This is a genomic window from Kineosporia sp. NBRC 101677 (assembly GCF_030269265.1).
GTDB classification, from domain to species: Bacteria; Actinomycetota; Actinomycetes; order Actinomycetales; family Kineosporiaceae; genus Kineosporia; species Kineosporia rhizophila.
The window spans coordinates 23415-37230 of record NZ_BSTA01000006.1 but is presented as its reverse complement, the minus strand read 5'-3'; the positions used below and the strand labels follow the sequence as shown (position 1 = coordinate 37230).

Below are 13816 nucleotides of genomic sequence, written 5' to 3'. Positions count from 1 at the left end.
GCTACGACCGCCTCGGGAACGCCGCCGACTGCGCGTTCCACTCCTGTGCGGCGCGCAGCACCGTCTCCCGGGGGCAGGTCAGGTCGACGATGATGTCCTCGGCCCAGTCCGGGGCGGACTCGTACGCCATGTGCACCCGCAGGGAGACCGTCTCGCTGGTGTACCCAGCCACGCTGAAGGCCAGGTTGGGCTCGACGAAGATGGCCGCCGCATCCGGGCTCTCGTCATCATCGGGCAGGACAGCCGCCTGTTCCGGAGCAACCACCTCGACCTGTCCGTGGGCCGCCCCGGCCAGCCACTCGCCGAGTTCGCCGGCCTCCCAGGTCAGCAGGGCAGGATCGGTGAACGCCCAGGCGCGGCCGTCCGCCAGAACGACTTCGCCCTCGATGATCAGCCAGTTCGCGTCGTAGTCGGCGTGGGCGCGGCTGACCGCGTCAGGGAACTGGTAACCCACCGGCTGCAGGCGCACCGAGGTGCCGTCAGCGGAATGCAGATCCATGTCACCCAGGGTGCCGCACGCACCGCCGCCGCGGGGACGGGGTGCCGCTGGGGCAACGCCCCGGGACTATCCGGCCGTTGCAGTCCTGGGCAGCAGCAGAGACGCGAGTTCGGCGTCCGAGGCGTGCAGGGCGTCCCTGTCGTATGTGGCTCCGGACGCCAGGATTTCGTCGGCTCCGGTCCGCTCGGCCAGCTGCTCGAGCCGCTCAGCCACGGACCGGCGGGTTCCCCAGACCATCCCGGCCAGGTGCGCCTCCACTTGGTTCGCCATCCGGGCGGTCATCGGCTGGGACCTGATCGAGGAGAGGGGTTCCAGTGCGGGGAACAGACCGGTCTGCCGCGATCGGGCCATCGCCCAGGCTTCCGGCAGCGCCAGCTCGCGGGCCTGCTCCTGGGTGTCGGCGATCAGGACCTCGGTGGAGACGATGATCGACGGGCTGGTGTTGCCCCGGAACTGGGTGCGGTAGGACGCGAGCAGGTCAGGCAGGTCGGGGCTGCTCAGGATCGGCCCACCGATCACGACGGGCAGTCCGAGAGACGCGGCGATGCCGATCCCGGCGCCGGTGGCCAGGACGAGAACGGGGATGGGCTCGTGGGCGACCGGGTGGGCGGTGATGTCGGCGCTGCCGCGTAGGTAGGCCAGGGTCTCGGTGATGTCGGCCGCGAAGGTGTCGGTGCCGGCTTCCTGACGCAGCGCGCGGCGTACGGGGGCCGTGAATCCGAGCGAGCGTCCCAGGCCTAGGTCGACCCGTCCGGGGTAGAGCGCCGCCAGCATCAGGAACTGCTCGGCGACGACCAGTGGCTGGTGGTTGGGCAGCATGACGCCGCCCGAGCCGAGGCGGATGGTTCGGGTCTGGGCCCCGATCGCGGCCAGGAGCACGCCCGGTGCTCCCGAGGCGATCCCGGGCACCGCGTGGTGCTCGGCGACCCAGAAGCGCTCGTACCCAGATTGTTCGGCTGTACGGGCCCGTTCGATCGAATGGACGAGTGCGTCGCCTTCGGGATGTCCGGCGCGGGTGCGCGACCGGTCGAGCAGGGAGAGGCGGAGCATTGGCCTTGCGTTCCTCCCTGCTGGCGGTGGTCCTGGGTGGCCGGGTGCCACGAAGAGACTCAACCCGGCGGTCCTGGAAGCCATTCCCGCCCTGGCGCTGCTGGTGCCACCTACTCCGGTTGGGGTAGGACGAGGTCGGCTCGCATGCGCGCCCGGTAGAGCCCGGGCGAGCATCCCCGGTCGCGGGCGAAGGCACGGGTGAAGGAGGGCACGGACCGGTAGCCCACGCGGGCGGCGATGTCCTCGACGGTGTCCCGGGTGTCGCGCAGGCTGACGGCGGCGAGGTCCATGCGCCACTGGGCCAGGTACGTCGAGGGGCTGCGGCCCATGCTGGCCTGGAAGCGGCGGGCCAGGGTGGCCCGGGAGACGGAGATCTTGGCGGCCAGGGTCTCGATGGTCCATTCGGCCGCCGGGTCGGCGTGGATCAGGTCGATGGCCTCGCGGACGACGTCGTCCTCGACCCAGCCGAGCCAGGTACCTCGCTGCTGCAGGGGGTTGAGGGCGGACCAGGCCCGCACCAGCTGGATCAGGACGATCTCGATCAGGTGCTCGACGATCGTGGGGGTGCCGATCTGAACCTGTGCCAGCTCCCGTTCGATGAGCTCGGCGACGTGAATCAGGGACGTTCCGGCGCCGGGGACATGGACCGGGCCGGGGATGTCGCCGAGCACCTGGGTCCGGGTCGAATGATCGCAGTCGTAGAAGAGCGTCATCAGTCGGTTGCGGGCCGGGCCGGAGCCGAGCCGTAGGGGTTCGTGCGCATTCCCACCGGCCGGCGGCCGCGTTCGCAGCCCGCCCGCCTCGCCCACGCCGTCCGGCGCATCACTGAGGAGGTGCGGCATGTGCTGAGGCAGTACGACCACGTCTCCGGCCCTCAACTCCAGCGGTTCCCCGCCGACCGGACGCAGCCAGACGGTGCCGGCCAGCACGGCGTGAACGGCCATCCCGGGGTACTCGGAAATCTCTGTGGTCCAGTCGCTTCCGGCGGCGATCCGGAGGCCGAGGGCCCCGCGGAAGCGCGAGAGGCGGATCACTTCGGTGACCAGATCCATGGCGGGACCATACCTCGGCGCCTCCATGCAACGAACGGAGAAGAAACCCGCCTCATCCGGACATGGTCCGGTGCGAACGGCCTCTTTACCTTGAGTGGGGCCGGTATTGAACATCAAGGAGAAGACCATGAAGCTGCAGGGAGCAACGGTTCTGGTGACGGGTGTGGGGGTCGGCAACCTCGGGCACTTCTTCGCCCAGCAGCTGGTCCTACGAGGCGCGTCCAAGGTTTACGCGACAGCCCGGCGCCCCGAGCTCATCGACGTGCCCGGCGTCGAGGTGCTGCACCTGGACCTGACCGACAGCGTCACCGTCGCCGAGGCGGCAGCCGTTGCCGCCGACGTCGACGTCCTGATCAACAACGCGGCGCACTTCGAAGCCGGAAGTGACCTGCTGCACGGTGACATCGAGGCGATGCGGCGGGTGTTCGACACGAACGTGTTCGGCACCTTGCGGGTCATCCGGGAGTTTGCCCCGGTGCTCGCTCGTGCGGATTCCGGAGGGGCGATCCTGAACGTGCTCTCGGCGCTGTCCTGGTCGAACTTTCAGGGCCTCAACGTGTATGCCGCCTCAAAAGCTGCACTTTGGAGCATGACCAACGCCCTGCGCGAGGAACTCGCCGGGCAGGGCACCCAGGTCACCAGCCTGGTGTTCGGCATGGCTGGCACCCGCTCCATGAACGCCTTCGCCGACCAGGTGGCCGGCAAAGGCGTTCTGGAACCGGTGATCACCGCTCCGGAACTGATCGTCAAGGCGGCCCTCGACGGGCTGGAGACCGGTGCGCCGGAGGTGCTGGGCGATCAGCTGGCGCTCGACGCCAAGACCGCGCTTTCTGATGCGCCGCGATCTGTCTACAACGAACTGGCGGCCAAGATGCTGGGTGCCCGCTAGTAGGGGGCCCTGACGGGGATGGGGTGGGCTTGCCACCGTCGGGCGAAGTCCGTGGTTGCGCGCGGAGTGCGTCGAGCCACGTCGTACGAGAGTTCACCTGCGCTCGGGCCGGTAGCCGGTTGGTCAGGTTGATCTCGACGGGATGGACGCCGGCGGCCACCGCGGAACCCCTCAGTGAATTCTGAGTCTCTATCCTTCAGGCATGTCCTCCGACGATTCCTTCCGCCCGGCCGTGCGCGGTCTGCTGACCGAGCGCATCGCCCGGCAGTTGGAGCACGAGATCCGCGAGGGCGAGCTGGCCGTCGGTACCAAGCTGGCGAGTGAGCGGGAGCTGGCGCAGCGCTTCGGGGCCAGCCGCAACGTGGTGCGTGAGGTGTTGCGCCGGCTGGAGGCGCAGCATCTGATCGACGTGCAGCCGGGGCGCGGGTCGTACGTGACGGCGCAGGGGGACCGCTCGCCGTTCGCCGGTGCGCGGCCGACGGTGCGGCAGCTGATCGAGGCCCGTCTGCCGGTCGAGGTGGAGATCGCCGGTCTGGCGGCGGAGCGCGCGGGCCAGGCGGAGATCGAGGTTCTCAACCGGGCCCACGAGCGGGTGCTGCAGGCTCCGGACGCGGCCGAGAAGGCTCGGGCCGACCTGGCGTTCCATGACGCGATCGCGGCGGCCAGCGGAAACCCGGTGCTACAGGTGATGCTGTCCTCGATCGGGGGCCCGATGTTCGAGATGATGCTGCGCTCGAACTCGGATCCGGCGATCGGTGAGCCGGGAGTGCCGCACCACGCCGAGATCCTGGACGCGATCATCGAGCACGACGTGGCCCGGGCCCGTTCGCACATGCACGAGCACCTGGCCCTGGGGCTGCGCACGTACGGCGCGGACCTGGACACCAGCCTGGACGTGATGGCCACCCGTCATCTCGACCGCCTCCTGCGTCAGGCCTGAGAGGGCTGCGCCGACCGTCTTGTGCCCTCGTCGCTGCGTTGCTACCGTCCAACTGGTCCAACTGGTACTACCAGTTGGACCAGAGCTTCGAGTGAGTCGACGGCAAGGACGACGATGTCTGGCACAGACCTGAACAGGCGCGCTTTCGGGCGACTGCTGGCCGCAGGGGTGGGCGCTGCGGCGCTGTCCGCCTGCGGGGGCCGCAGCACGCCCGGCGCCAACACCCCCTTACGCATCTCCGCGATCAACCACGTCTGGTCGCAGGCGGTCCAGGAGCGGCTGCCCGAGTTCGAGGAACGCATCGGCCGACGGGTCAGCATGCAGATGCTCACCGCCGACCAGCTCTCCAACAGCTACAACGTCAAGCTGAACGCATCGGCCAAGGACATCGACGTGATGATGGTCCGGCCGCTGCAGGACCAGCTGCTCTTCGCCCGTAACGGCTGGCTGGCCGACCTCAGCGACCTGGTCGGGGACACGGCGTTCGGATGGGCGGACTTCCAGGAAGCACCCCGGGAACGCTCGATCACCCGCGACAAGGTGCTCAGCGTGCCGGTGGTCACCGAGCGCCCGGCCCTGTACTACCGCAAGGACCTGGTCGAGGGCCCACCGGCCACCCTCGAGGCGCTGCGCGAGGAGGCGTTCCGGCTCACCAGCGACGAGCTGTTCGGCTACGTCGGGCGGGGTCAGCGCAGCGGCGCCGTCACCCAGTGGTCCAGCTTCCTGTACTCCTTCGGCGGGGACTTCACCACCGCCGAAGGAGGCTCGGGCATCGGATCGCCGGAGGCGGTGGCCGCCTACCGCTTCTACGGCGAGCTCCTGGACCGGGCCGGGCCGCCCGGTGCGACCAACATGAGCCTGGAACAGGCCATGCCGATCTTCGCCCAGGGCAAGGCCGCCTTCTACATCGACGCCGACGCGATCTACTCCAACTTCCTGGACCCGGCCATCTCGACGGTCCAGGAGCAGGTGGGGTTCGCGCCGTTCCCGGCCGGGCCGGCCGGGTCCCGGCCGCACAACATCCCGTCCTGGAGCGTGGGCATCAACCAGTTCTCGATGCTGCGCGAGGACGCCTGGCAGTTCATCGAGTGGATCTCCGGTGCGCAGATGGTCACCGAACTGCAGGCGGCCGGCATCCCCGGCGCCCGCACATCGGCCTGGGACGACCCCGACACGCTCACCGCCTTCCCGGCCGACCTGGCCGAGGCGATGCGGATCAACGCCGAGAACGGCATCGGGCACGACCGTCCCGAGGTCATCCAGGTGGGACGGGCCCGCGACATCGTGGGACGCCCGCTGGTGGCGGGAATCATCGGTGAGGACGTGGCCCCGGTCGCGGCCGACGCCCATGCCGAGTTCGCCGATTTCCTGGTCCGCGACAACCGTCAGCAGGAGTTCTGATGTCCGGCTTCGACAGGTCCAACCGGCGCCTGCGCTGGCTGATGCTGGCCCCGGCCCTGGGTTTCGTCGGCGCGATGATCATCTTCCCGTTGCTGTTCACCCTCAACCTCTCCCTGACCGATGCCTTCGGCGCCGTCAACGCGGGCAAGGGCTACAACGGCGGGCAGAACTACCTGGACGCCCTCGGCGACGGGCGGCGTTTCTGGCCCGCGGTGTGGCGCACCCTGTACTTCACGGTCGGCGCCGTCCTGATCGAGACCATCCTCGGCCTGGCCATCGCCATGCTGCTGCGCAAGCCTTTTCGCGGCATGCGGGTGGTCCGCTCGATCCTGATGGTTCCGCTGCTGGCCACCCCGGTGGCGATCGGCATCCTGTGGCTGCTGATCCTCGACCCCACCAACGGCATCGCCAACCACCTGCTCGGTTCCGTCGGGATCGCCCCGCAGGAGTTCCTGGGGTCGGTCAGCCAGTCGCTGCCGGTGCTGATGCTCATCGACGTGTGGCAGTGGACGCCGATGATGGCCCTGCTGCTGCTGGCCGGGCTGAGCACCCTGCCGCAGGATCCCGAGGAAGCAGCCCAGGTGGACGGCGCGAACGCCTGGCAGCGCTTCCGGTACGTAATCCTGCCGGGCCTGATGACCACGCTGATGACGGCGCTGGTGCTGCGCGCGGTCGACGCCCTGAAGACCTTCGACATCCTCTACGCGACCAAGGGCCCGGGCGGAGGCTCGGACTTCGAGGTCGAGACGCTCAACGTGTACGCGTACGGGCTCACCTTCGACTACCAGGAGTACGGCCTGGCCGCCGCCGTGCTGGTGCTCTTCACCCTGTTCATCGTCGGGGTCGTCGTGCTGCTGCGACGCCGCTCCCGGGAGGCCTCCGCATGAAACGCTCGTACTGGACGGCGCTTCGGGCGCTGGCCATCACCGTGGTCTGCCTGATCATCGCGATGCCCGTGGTCTGGATGATCGCCGCCGCGTTCAAGACGAACGTCCAGGTCACCGATCCCAGCGTGGGCCTGGTCTTCAGCCCCACGCTGGAGAACTTCCGCAACGTGCTCGCCGACGGCGAGATCGTGCGCTCGCTGGGCAACTCGGCGCTGGTCGGCGTGGTCTCGACCGTGCTCTCGGCGCTGATCGCGGTGCCGGCCGCATGGGCGGTCGGGCGGTTCCGGATGCACTCGACCGGTTCGCTGGTGCTGGTCGCGCGGATCGTGCCGGCCATCTCGCTGCTGGTGCCCTGGTACTACCTGTTCGCCCAGATCGGGCTGGTCGGCTCGTACACGGTGCTGGTGCTCAGCCACATGTTCGTCTCGGTCCCCCTGATCCTGTGGATCATGATCGGCTTCTTCGAGGGACTGCCGATCGAACTGGAGGAGGCCGGCCGGGTCGACGGGCTGAGCGCGTTCGGCGCGTTCCGGCGCATCGCCCTGCCGCTGGCCGCGCCGGGCACCGCCACCGCCTGCGTGCTGGCGTTCATCTTCAGCTGGAACAACTTCATGTTCGCGCTGATCCTCTCGGACGAGAACACCAAGACGATGCCGGTGACGTTGTTCAACTTCATCTCCTACGCCTCCACCGACTGGGGCGGGCTGATGGCCGCGGCCACGCTGATGACGGTGCCGGTGCTGATCGCCGCCGTCCTGGGCCAGAAATACCTCGTGGCCGGCCTGACCGCCGGCGCCACCAAGGGCTGAAAGGGGCCTGCCTTTATGAAGATCGTCGACGCCAGGGTCATCGTGACCAGCCCGGGACGCAACTTCGTCACCCTGAAGATCACCACCGACGAGGGGGTCACCGGTCTGGGCGACGCCACCCTCAACGGCCGCGAGCTGGCGGTCGTGTCGTACCTGCGCGACCACGTCGTCCCGCTGCTGATCGGCCTGGATCCGCACCGCATCGAGGACACCTGGCAGACGCTGTACCGGGGTGCGTACTGGCGGCGCGGGCCGGTGACCATGGCGGCCATCGCCGCGGTGGACGTCGCCCTGTGGGACATCAAGGCCAAGGTGTGCGGGCAGCCGCTGTACCAGCTGCTGGGCGGGGCCTCCCGGGAGCGGGTGCGTACCTACGGGCACGCCAACGGCCGTGACATCCCCGAACTGCTCGACTCGGTGCGGGCGCGGCTGGCCGAGGGGTACAAGAGCGTGCGGGTGCAGACCGGGGTTCCCGGCCTGGAGACCGTCTACGGCGTGCACTCGGGCACCGCGATCGCCGAGACGGTGGACGGGCAGCGGGTGGACGCGCGGGTCCGGCCGGTGGTGGAGGACTGGGACACCGGCGCCTACATGCGCCACCTGCCCACGGTGCTGGAGGCCGTCCGCCACGAGTTCGGCCCGAACCTGCCGCTGCTGCACGACTCCCACCACCGCCTGACCCCGCAGCAGGCCGCCCGCCTGGGCCAGAGCATCGAACCGTACGACCTGTTCTGGCTGGAGGACTGCACACCGGCCGAGGACCAGCAGGGCCTGCGGATGGTGCGCCAGCACACCACCGTGCCGCTGGCCATCGGCGAGGTGTTCAACACCGTCTACGACTACCAGACGCTCATCGACGAACGCCTCATCGACTACGTCCGCTCGGCGGTCACGCACTTCGGTGGCGTCACCCCGATGCACAAGCTGTTCTCCTACGCCGCGACCCGGCAGATCAAGAGCGCGATCCACGGGCCGGAGGACATCTCGCCGGTGGGCATGGCCGCCGCCATCCACCTCGACATCGCGGTGCACAACTTCGGTATCCAGGAGTACTCCGGGCACACCCCGCTGACCAACGAGGTCTTCCGGCACAGCTACGTCTTCGAGGACGGCCACCTGCTGCCGGGCGCGGAGCCGGGACTCGGGGTGGAACTGGACGAGGAACTGGCCGCCGCGCACCCGTACCAGCCGGCCTATCTGCCCATCAACCGCCTGCAGGACGGCACCATTCACGACTGGTGAGCCCAGCCGCACCGCACCACATCGCACTGCGCCGTCCGGCCGTCACCACTGGCCGGACGGCGCGGGAGCCTGGACCGGACGACAAAGTCTAGTCATTTTGTAGAGTATTGGTTACGATCGTGACCGGTTGTCCGCAGCGGCGGTTCGCTCATCACCGGATCACGAAGGAGCACAGCGTGTCTCAGGTGCGTGGGCGGGACTCGCCCCAGCGGTTGAAGTGCACGACCTGCTCCACCGGCAGACGCCGCGGCTGGGCCCAGCGCCCGCGGGCGGGGTAGCCCAGCGGGATCAGGGCCATGGTCAGGGCGTCCTCGGGAAGGCCCAGCAGTGAGCCGATCTCACTCTCGTAGGCGACGTGGAACGTGGTCAGGGTGCTGCCGATGCCGTAGGCGCGGGCGGCCAGCTGCAGTTGCTGCACCGCGCCGTAGATCGAGGAGCCCAGTCGCGGGTTGGTGGAGCCGGCGGCCTGCCGCAGCACCGGGATCACCCACACGGGAGCCTCGTGCAGGTGGTGGGCCAGGTGCTCGGCGGCCCGGTAGGTGGCCGGGCTCATCCCCGCATCGGTGGGTGGCGCGTTCAGCACCTCCTCGCGTCGGGAGCCGTAGGCCCGGTCCCAGCCGTCCCGGTACCGGGCGGCCACCTGCTCCTTGATCGTGGCGTCGGTGACCACCACCCAGCCCCAGGACTGGCGATTGCCGCCCGAGGGGCCGCGGGTGGCCGCATCGAGTACGGCCCACAGCACGTCGTCCGGGATCGGGCGGTCGGAGAGGTAACGCCGTGACGGCGTCGAGTGCAGGGCGTCGAGAACCGAGAGGCTGTGGGGATCGCCTGTGGGGGAGCCGGATTCGCTGGAAGCGGTCATGCCGTTCGACGATAGGGCAAAGCGGCGTGCAGGGGGGGAGGACTGAGATGGTCGATCGGAAAATGCTTCTCGGCGTCACCGTCGCACCGTCCGATCCGGATCTGCTGATCGAGCAGGTCCGCTTCGCCGAGCAGGCCGGCCTGGACTTCGTGCTGTTCGAGGACGCCGGCGCACCGCTCAGCCCGATCGAGGCGGCGGCCTTCGCCGCCGCCCACACCCGCTCGATCGCCCTGGTGGCCGGCGCCGCGGCGACCCATGCCGAGCCGTTCCACCTGGCCAACCAGTTCGCCAGCCTGGACTGGGGAACGCACGGGCGGGCCGGCTGGTTCGTGAGCACGGACCGCACTTCCCAGCGCAGCCAGGCCTATTCAACGAGCGTGCCCGATCCGGACACCGCCCAGCGGGAGAGCGAGGCCGTCGTGCAGACGGCGCGGCGGTTGTGGGACTCGTGGGAGGACGAGGCCCTGATCGCCGACCTGGACACGGGACGCTTCCTGGACGCCGGGAAGATCCACTACGTCGACGTCGAGAACGAGTTCTTCCGGATCCGGGGTCCGGCGCTGATGCCCCGGCCGGTGCAGGGGCAGGTCGTCGTGCTGGCCCGGCACAAGGACCAGATCCCAGACGTGGACGTTGTTCTGGTCGAGACGCTCGAACAGGCAGATCGGACGACGTCTCGAGTCTTTGCGGAAACCAGTGACGTGAACGACATCCGAACCCTGGACGGTCACGTCGACGGCGTGCTGGTGCGAGCCGACGATCCCCGCAACGTGTTCGGCGAGAACGTCCTACGGGAACTGGGACGCCCCGGTGTTCCTGTGGCCGCGGAAACTCTGCGCCAGAAGCTCGGACTACCGCGCCCGGCCAGCCAGAACCGAAAGGAGAGGTGACCCGATGGGCGAGTACGCACGTCCTCAAGCACGTATCCATCTCAACGCGTTCTTCCCGTTCGGCCCGATCTACCGGTGGAACGAAGTGGACCGGCCCGAGCGCTACTACGAGTTCGAAGGGTTCGCCCAGCTGGCGCAGACCGCCGAACGCGGGCTGTTCACCGCCGTGTTCCTCGGCGACAGCCAGCGGCTGCGCGAGCATCTGGGCCGGATCACCGACACGGCGGTCACCGGACGCCCCGACCAGCTGGTCCTGTTCGCTCACCTGGCCGCCCTGACCAGCCGGATCGGGCTGGTCGCCACGGTCAACGCCACCTACACCGACCCGGTCGAACTGGCCCGCCGCATCGCCACCCTCGAGACCCTCAGCCACGGGCGGTCGGGCTGGAACCTGGTGACCACCCACAATGCTTGGACCGGCGAGAACTTCCGCCGCGGAGGCTATCTCGGCCACGCCGACCGTTACCGGCACGCCCTGGAGTACCTGCAGATCGTGCAGCGGCTGTGGGCGGGGGAGCGGGTCGAGCACGAGGGCCCCTTCTACCGGATCACGGCCGGGCCCTTCGCTGAACGGCACCCGCAGCAGCAGCCGGTGCTGTTCCAGGCCGGCGAGTCCGACGAGGGCCGCGACTTCGCGGCCCAGCACGCCGAGGCCATCTTCTCCCGCTACCTCGACTTCGACTCCGCCCTGGCCTTCGCCCAGGACCTCACCCGCAGGGTCCAGGCCCAGGGCCGGACCCGTGAACACCTTCGCATCTTCCCAGGCGCACGGATCACCCTCGGCGAGACCGCGCAGGAGGCCCAGGAACGCAGCGACGAGTTCGAGCGAGCCACCTGGAGCGACCGGCGCATCCTCGCCGTGCTGGAAAGTGTCTGGGGCACAGACCTGTCCGCCTACGACGTGGACGGCCCGCTACCGGCGAGCGATCCGGTGACACCGGAACAGACGGTGACGCACGGGGTGGTCAACAGCAGCGACCGGCCGGTGGCCACCGCCCGGGCCTGGCGGGACCTGGCCGAGGGCAAGGGCTGGTCGATCCGTCAGCTGGTGCTGCACCTGAACCGGGGCGGTGGTTTCGTCGGCACGCCCGGAGAGGTGGCCGACCGCCTGGCGCACTACGTGCGCTCCGGGGCGATCGACGGTCTGAACCTGGTCGCGAACGGTGTGCCGCACGGTTTCGACGACGTGGTGGAGCTCCTGGTCCCCGCACTGCAGGAACGTGGCGTGTATCCGGCGGAGTATGCCGGGAACACGCTGCGCGCGAACCTGGACATGCGACATTACGCCACGCCCTAGAAGATCTTGAGCATGCGCACATGGCTCGTCGGAGCACCCCGCTGGAAGCTCGGCCTGTTTCAGGGGACCCTCTTCGGGACCTTCATGGCCGTCTTCGCCGCCTTCTTCTCCAGCGGTTCCGGGGAGGGCGCGGGCCGTTTCGTCGGTGCCGTGGTCGGGGGTGTGGTCGGCGGCGTGTTCTTCGGCTTCTTCATGAGCCACTTCATCGCGAACAAGAACGCGGCCCTGATCGGTGCAGCCGGGCTGGACGATCCCGCGGAGCTGCGCCAGGCCGTCCGCGCCGCCCGCCGGGGACCCGTTCCGGCCGATCCCCGTATCCGTCAGGCCGCCCTTCGGGTGGGCCGGCAACAGCTCAGTGAGCTCGAGGGCCAACGCACCGGCTCGCTGGCCGTTTTCGCCCTGTTCATTCTCGTCTACGTCGCCATGGCGTTCCTGAGCTCGCCCTGGTGGCTGGTCGCAGCGGTCTTCTTCACGGCCATGCTGATCGTCACCGTGATGCAGCCCAGCCGCCTGGCCAACCGCATCGTCGACCTGGACACCGCGGACAGCGAGGCCACCCTCTGAGAAAACTCCTCATATAAGAGGCAGTTCAACGTTTTCTGGTGCGGTCGTCGTACGCCTCGCGGGCGTCGACCACGTCCTCGATGTGCTGCACCGACCACTCGGTGAGGGCTTTCAGAGGACCTCGAAGGGTCTGGCCCAGCGGTTTCAGCTCGTACTCCACGCGGATCGGCGCCTCCGGGTACACGGTACGCACGAGGAGTCCGTCGCGCTCGAGCGTGCGCAGCGTCTGCGTGAGCATCTTCTCGCTGATGCCCTCGAGCTCCTGGCGTAGCTGCGTGAACCGGCACGCCCCGCGCCGGCCGAGCTCGCCCAGCACGAGGACGGCCCACTTGCTGCCGATCTGGTCGAGCAGGTCGCGCGAGGGGCAGCCGCGGGCGTAGGGATCCCAGGACGATGTGCGCTCGCTCACGTTCTCGGTACTTGTCACGCGCCTCACCTCGATCCTTTCGCCCGGGTGGCCACCTTACCTCGAAGTTCGTTCTTACCATAAGAGAGCGACCAGGTCATCGTGGGTTTGCGCCGGGGAACGTCCGCGGCGGGAAGGACAATCATCATGTCGATCGTGGTCACTGCCGCTTCGGGCAACTTGGGCCGGCTCACCGTCGAGGCGCTGCTGAGCCGTGGGGTGCCGGCTGCCGACATCGTCGCGACCAGTCGCGACATCACCCGGATCAAGGACTTCGCCGACCGCGGGGTCCAGGTCCGCCGGGCCGACTTCGCCGAGCCCGACAGTCTGCCCGCGGCCTTCGAGGGTGCGGACAAGCTCCTGCTGATCTCCACCACGACCCCGAGCGAGCGCGTCGCCAACCACCGGCGCGCCATCGACGCCGCGGTCGCGGCGGGCGTGTCCATGGTCGCGTTCACCAGCATGTTGCACGCGGACACGTCCAGCAGCGTTCTCGCTCCCACCCACTGGGCGACGGAACAGTACCTGCACGAGCGCATTCCCTATGTGATGCTGCGCAACGGTTGGTATCTGGAGAACTACACCGTCCAGTTGTCCCAGGTGCTCTCCGGTGGAGTGCTTTTCGGGGCCGCCGGCCAGGGCCGGATCAGCGCCGCCACCCGAGCCGACTACGCCGAGGCCGCCGCCACCGTGCTGAGCACCGACGGCCACGTCGGCCAGACGTACGAGCTGGGCGGGGACGAGGCCTTCACCCTGACGGAGCTGGCTGCGGCGATCTCGGCCGCTGCCGGGAAGCAGATCGAGTACATGGATCTCCCGGTCGAGGCGTTCGCCCGGGCACTGACCGAGGCGGGCGTGCCCGCCGATCTGGCCGGCGTCCTGTCCGACGCCGACCGCGCCATGAGCCACGACGAGTTGTACACCGAATCCGGAGATCTGAGAAGGCTGATCGGACGGGCGACCGTGACTCCTGCCGAGGCGATCGCGGCCGCGCTCAGCTGACCGGCTCACGCGCTGCCCCCTCCTGA

Annotated in this window: 15 protein-coding genes; 10 read left to right on the top strand and 5 right to left on the bottom strand. The window is 69.0% G+C overall.

Annotated features, from left to right (window positions below; translation table 11 throughout):
* Position 1: 1 nt before the first annotated feature.
* The 3 genes from QSK18_RS18110 to QSK18_RS18100 all read right to left on the bottom strand — a co-directional run bounded on the left by QSK18_RS18110 (position 2) and on the right by QSK18_RS18100 (position 2601).
* A complete protein-coding gene (locus QSK18_RS18110) occupies positions 2 to 499 on the bottom strand; it encodes a WapI family immunity protein (protein WP_285620894.1) in 498 nt (165 codons plus the stop codon).
* A 66-nt stretch (positions 500 to 565) separates the two neighbouring features.
* A complete protein-coding gene (locus tag QSK18_RS18105) occupies positions 566 to 1549 on the bottom strand; it encodes an MsnO8 family LLM class oxidoreductase (RefSeq protein ID WP_232809840.1) in 984 nt (327 codons plus the stop codon).
* A gap of 110 nt (positions 1550 to 1659) precedes the next feature.
* Complete coding sequence (locus tag QSK18_RS18100; protein WP_285620888.1) at positions 1660 to 2601, bottom strand: AraC family transcriptional regulator; 942 nt, start codon at positions 2599 to 2601, stop codon at positions 1660 to 1662.
* Positions 2602 to 2728: 127 nt separating this feature from the next.
* Here QSK18_RS18100 and QSK18_RS18095 point away from each other — a divergent pair, with 127 nt between their 5' ends.
* From QSK18_RS18095 to manD, 6 genes are all read left to right on the top strand, one after another.
* A complete protein-coding gene (locus QSK18_RS18095) occupies positions 2729 to 3490 on the top strand; it encodes an SDR family NAD(P)-dependent oxidoreductase (RefSeq protein ID WP_285620886.1) in 762 nt (253 codons plus the stop codon).
* 202 nt (positions 3491 to 3692) lie between these two features.
* A complete protein-coding gene (locus QSK18_RS18090) occupies positions 3693 to 4430 on the top strand; it encodes a FadR/GntR family transcriptional regulator (RefSeq protein WP_232809841.1) in 738 nt (245 codons plus the stop codon).
* Between the two features lie 114 nt (positions 4431 to 4544).
* Positions 4545 to 5831, top strand: a complete 1287-nt coding sequence (locus tag QSK18_RS18085) for an extracellular solute-binding protein (protein ID WP_285620881.1) — start codon at positions 4545 to 4547, stop codon at positions 5829 to 5831.
* Positions 5831 to 6718, top strand: a complete 888-nt coding sequence (locus QSK18_RS18080; protein ID WP_232809843.1) for a carbohydrate ABC transporter permease — start codon at positions 5831 to 5833, stop codon at positions 6716 to 6718. The genes QSK18_RS18085 and QSK18_RS18080 overlap by 1 nt, the downstream gene beginning before the upstream one ends.
* Positions 6715 to 7527, top strand: coding sequence for a carbohydrate ABC transporter permease (locus QSK18_RS18075; protein ID WP_232809844.1), 813 nt, complete (start codon positions 6715 to 6717; stop codon positions 7525 to 7527). Before QSK18_RS18080 ends, QSK18_RS18075 begins: the two co-directional genes overlap by 4 nt.
* A gap of 15 nt (positions 7528 to 7542) precedes the next feature.
* Entirely contained in the window at positions 7543 to 8769 is a 1227-nt protein-coding gene (manD, locus tag QSK18_RS18070; protein WP_285620876.1) for a D-mannonate dehydratase ManD, read from the top strand.
* A 181-nt stretch (positions 8770 to 8950) separates the two neighbouring features.
* On the opposite strand, the gene QSK18_RS18065 is transcribed toward manD, so the two are convergent.
* Positions 8951 to 9631 (bottom strand): nitroreductase family protein, encoded by a 681-nt coding sequence (locus tag QSK18_RS18065; protein ID WP_285620873.1) that lies wholly within the window; start codon positions 9629 to 9631, stop codon positions 8951 to 8953.
* Between the two features lie 47 nt (positions 9632 to 9678).
* On the opposite strand from QSK18_RS18065, the gene QSK18_RS18060 reads away from it, so the two are divergent.
* Genes QSK18_RS18060 through QSK18_RS18050 form a run of 3 tightly spaced genes read left to right on the top strand, consistent with a single transcriptional unit; the run spans position 9679 to position 12382 of the window.
* Positions 9679 to 10521 carry an LLM class flavin-dependent oxidoreductase gene (locus QSK18_RS18060; protein ID WP_232809847.1) on the top strand — a complete coding sequence of 281 codons (843 nt, stop codon included), beginning with the start codon at positions 9679 to 9681 and terminating at the stop codon, positions 10519 to 10521.
* Between the two features lie 4 nt (positions 10522 to 10525).
* Positions 10526 to 11818 carry an NtaA/DmoA family FMN-dependent monooxygenase gene (locus QSK18_RS18055; protein WP_285620863.1) on the top strand — a complete coding sequence of 431 codons (1293 nt, stop codon included), beginning with the start codon at positions 10526 to 10528 and terminating at the stop codon, positions 11816 to 11818.
* Positions 11819 to 11830: 12 nt separating this feature from the next.
* Positions 11831 to 12382, top strand: a complete 552-nt coding sequence (locus QSK18_RS18050; RefSeq protein ID WP_285620860.1) for a hypothetical protein — start codon at positions 11831 to 11833, stop codon at positions 12380 to 12382.
* Positions 12383 to 12407: 25 nt separating this feature from the next.
* Here QSK18_RS18050 and QSK18_RS18045 read toward each other — a convergent pair whose 3' ends face one another.
* Entirely contained in the window at positions 12408 to 12809 is a 402-nt protein-coding gene (locus QSK18_RS18045; protein ID WP_285620857.1) for a winged helix-turn-helix transcriptional regulator, read from the bottom strand.
* A gap of 126 nt (positions 12810 to 12935) precedes the next feature.
* Here QSK18_RS18045 and QSK18_RS18040 point away from each other — a divergent pair, with 126 nt between their 5' ends.
* Positions 12936 to 13790: an SDR family oxidoreductase gene (locus tag QSK18_RS18040; RefSeq protein WP_285620854.1), complete on the top strand. Its 855-nt coding sequence runs from the start codon at positions 12936 to 12938 to the stop codon at positions 13788 to 13790.
* Positions 13791 to 13816 lie beyond the last annotated feature (26 nt).

Coding starts and splice junctions, on each gene's coding strand:
- QSK18_RS18110 (WP_285620894.1), bottom strand. CDS start 499: ATGGATCTGCATTCCGCTGACGGCACCTCGGTGCGCCTGCAGCCGGTG.
- QSK18_RS18105 (WP_232809840.1), bottom strand. CDS start 1,549: ATGCTCCGCCTCTCCCTGCTCGACCGGTCGCGCACCCGCGCCGGACAT.
- QSK18_RS18100 (WP_285620888.1), bottom strand. CDS start 2,601: ATGGATCTGGTCACCGAAGTGATCCGCCTCTCGCGCTTCCGCGGGGCC.
- QSK18_RS18095 (WP_285620886.1), top strand. CDS start 2,729: ATGAAGCTGCAGGGAGCAACGGTTCTGGTGACGGGTGTGGGGGTCGGC.
- QSK18_RS18090 (WP_232809841.1), top strand. CDS start 3,693: ATGTCCTCCGACGATTCCTTCCGCCCGGCCGTGCGCGGTCTGCTGACC.
- QSK18_RS18085 (WP_285620881.1), top strand. CDS start 4,545: ATGTCTGGCACAGACCTGAACAGGCGCGCTTTCGGGCGACTGCTGGCC.
- QSK18_RS18080 (WP_232809843.1), top strand. CDS start 5,831: ATGTCCGGCTTCGACAGGTCCAACCGGCGCCTGCGCTGGCTGATGCTG.
- QSK18_RS18075 (WP_232809844.1), top strand. CDS start 6,715: ATGAAACGCTCGTACTGGACGGCGCTTCGGGCGCTGGCCATCACCGTG.
- manD (WP_285620876.1), top strand. CDS start 7,543: ATGAAGATCGTCGACGCCAGGGTCATCGTGACCAGCCCGGGACGCAAC.
- QSK18_RS18065 (WP_285620873.1), bottom strand. CDS start 9,631: ATGACCGCTTCCAGCGAATCCGGCTCCCCCACAGGCGATCCCCACAGC.
- QSK18_RS18060 (WP_232809847.1), top strand. CDS start 9,679: ATGGTCGATCGGAAAATGCTTCTCGGCGTCACCGTCGCACCGTCCGAT.
- QSK18_RS18055 (WP_285620863.1), top strand. CDS start 10,526: ATGGGCGAGTACGCACGTCCTCAAGCACGTATCCATCTCAACGCGTTC.
- QSK18_RS18050 (WP_285620860.1), top strand. CDS start 11,831: ATGCGCACATGGCTCGTCGGAGCACCCCGCTGGAAGCTCGGCCTGTTT.
- QSK18_RS18040 (WP_285620854.1), top strand. CDS start 12,936: ATGTCGATCGTGGTCACTGCCGCTTCGGGCAACTTGGGCCGGCTCACC.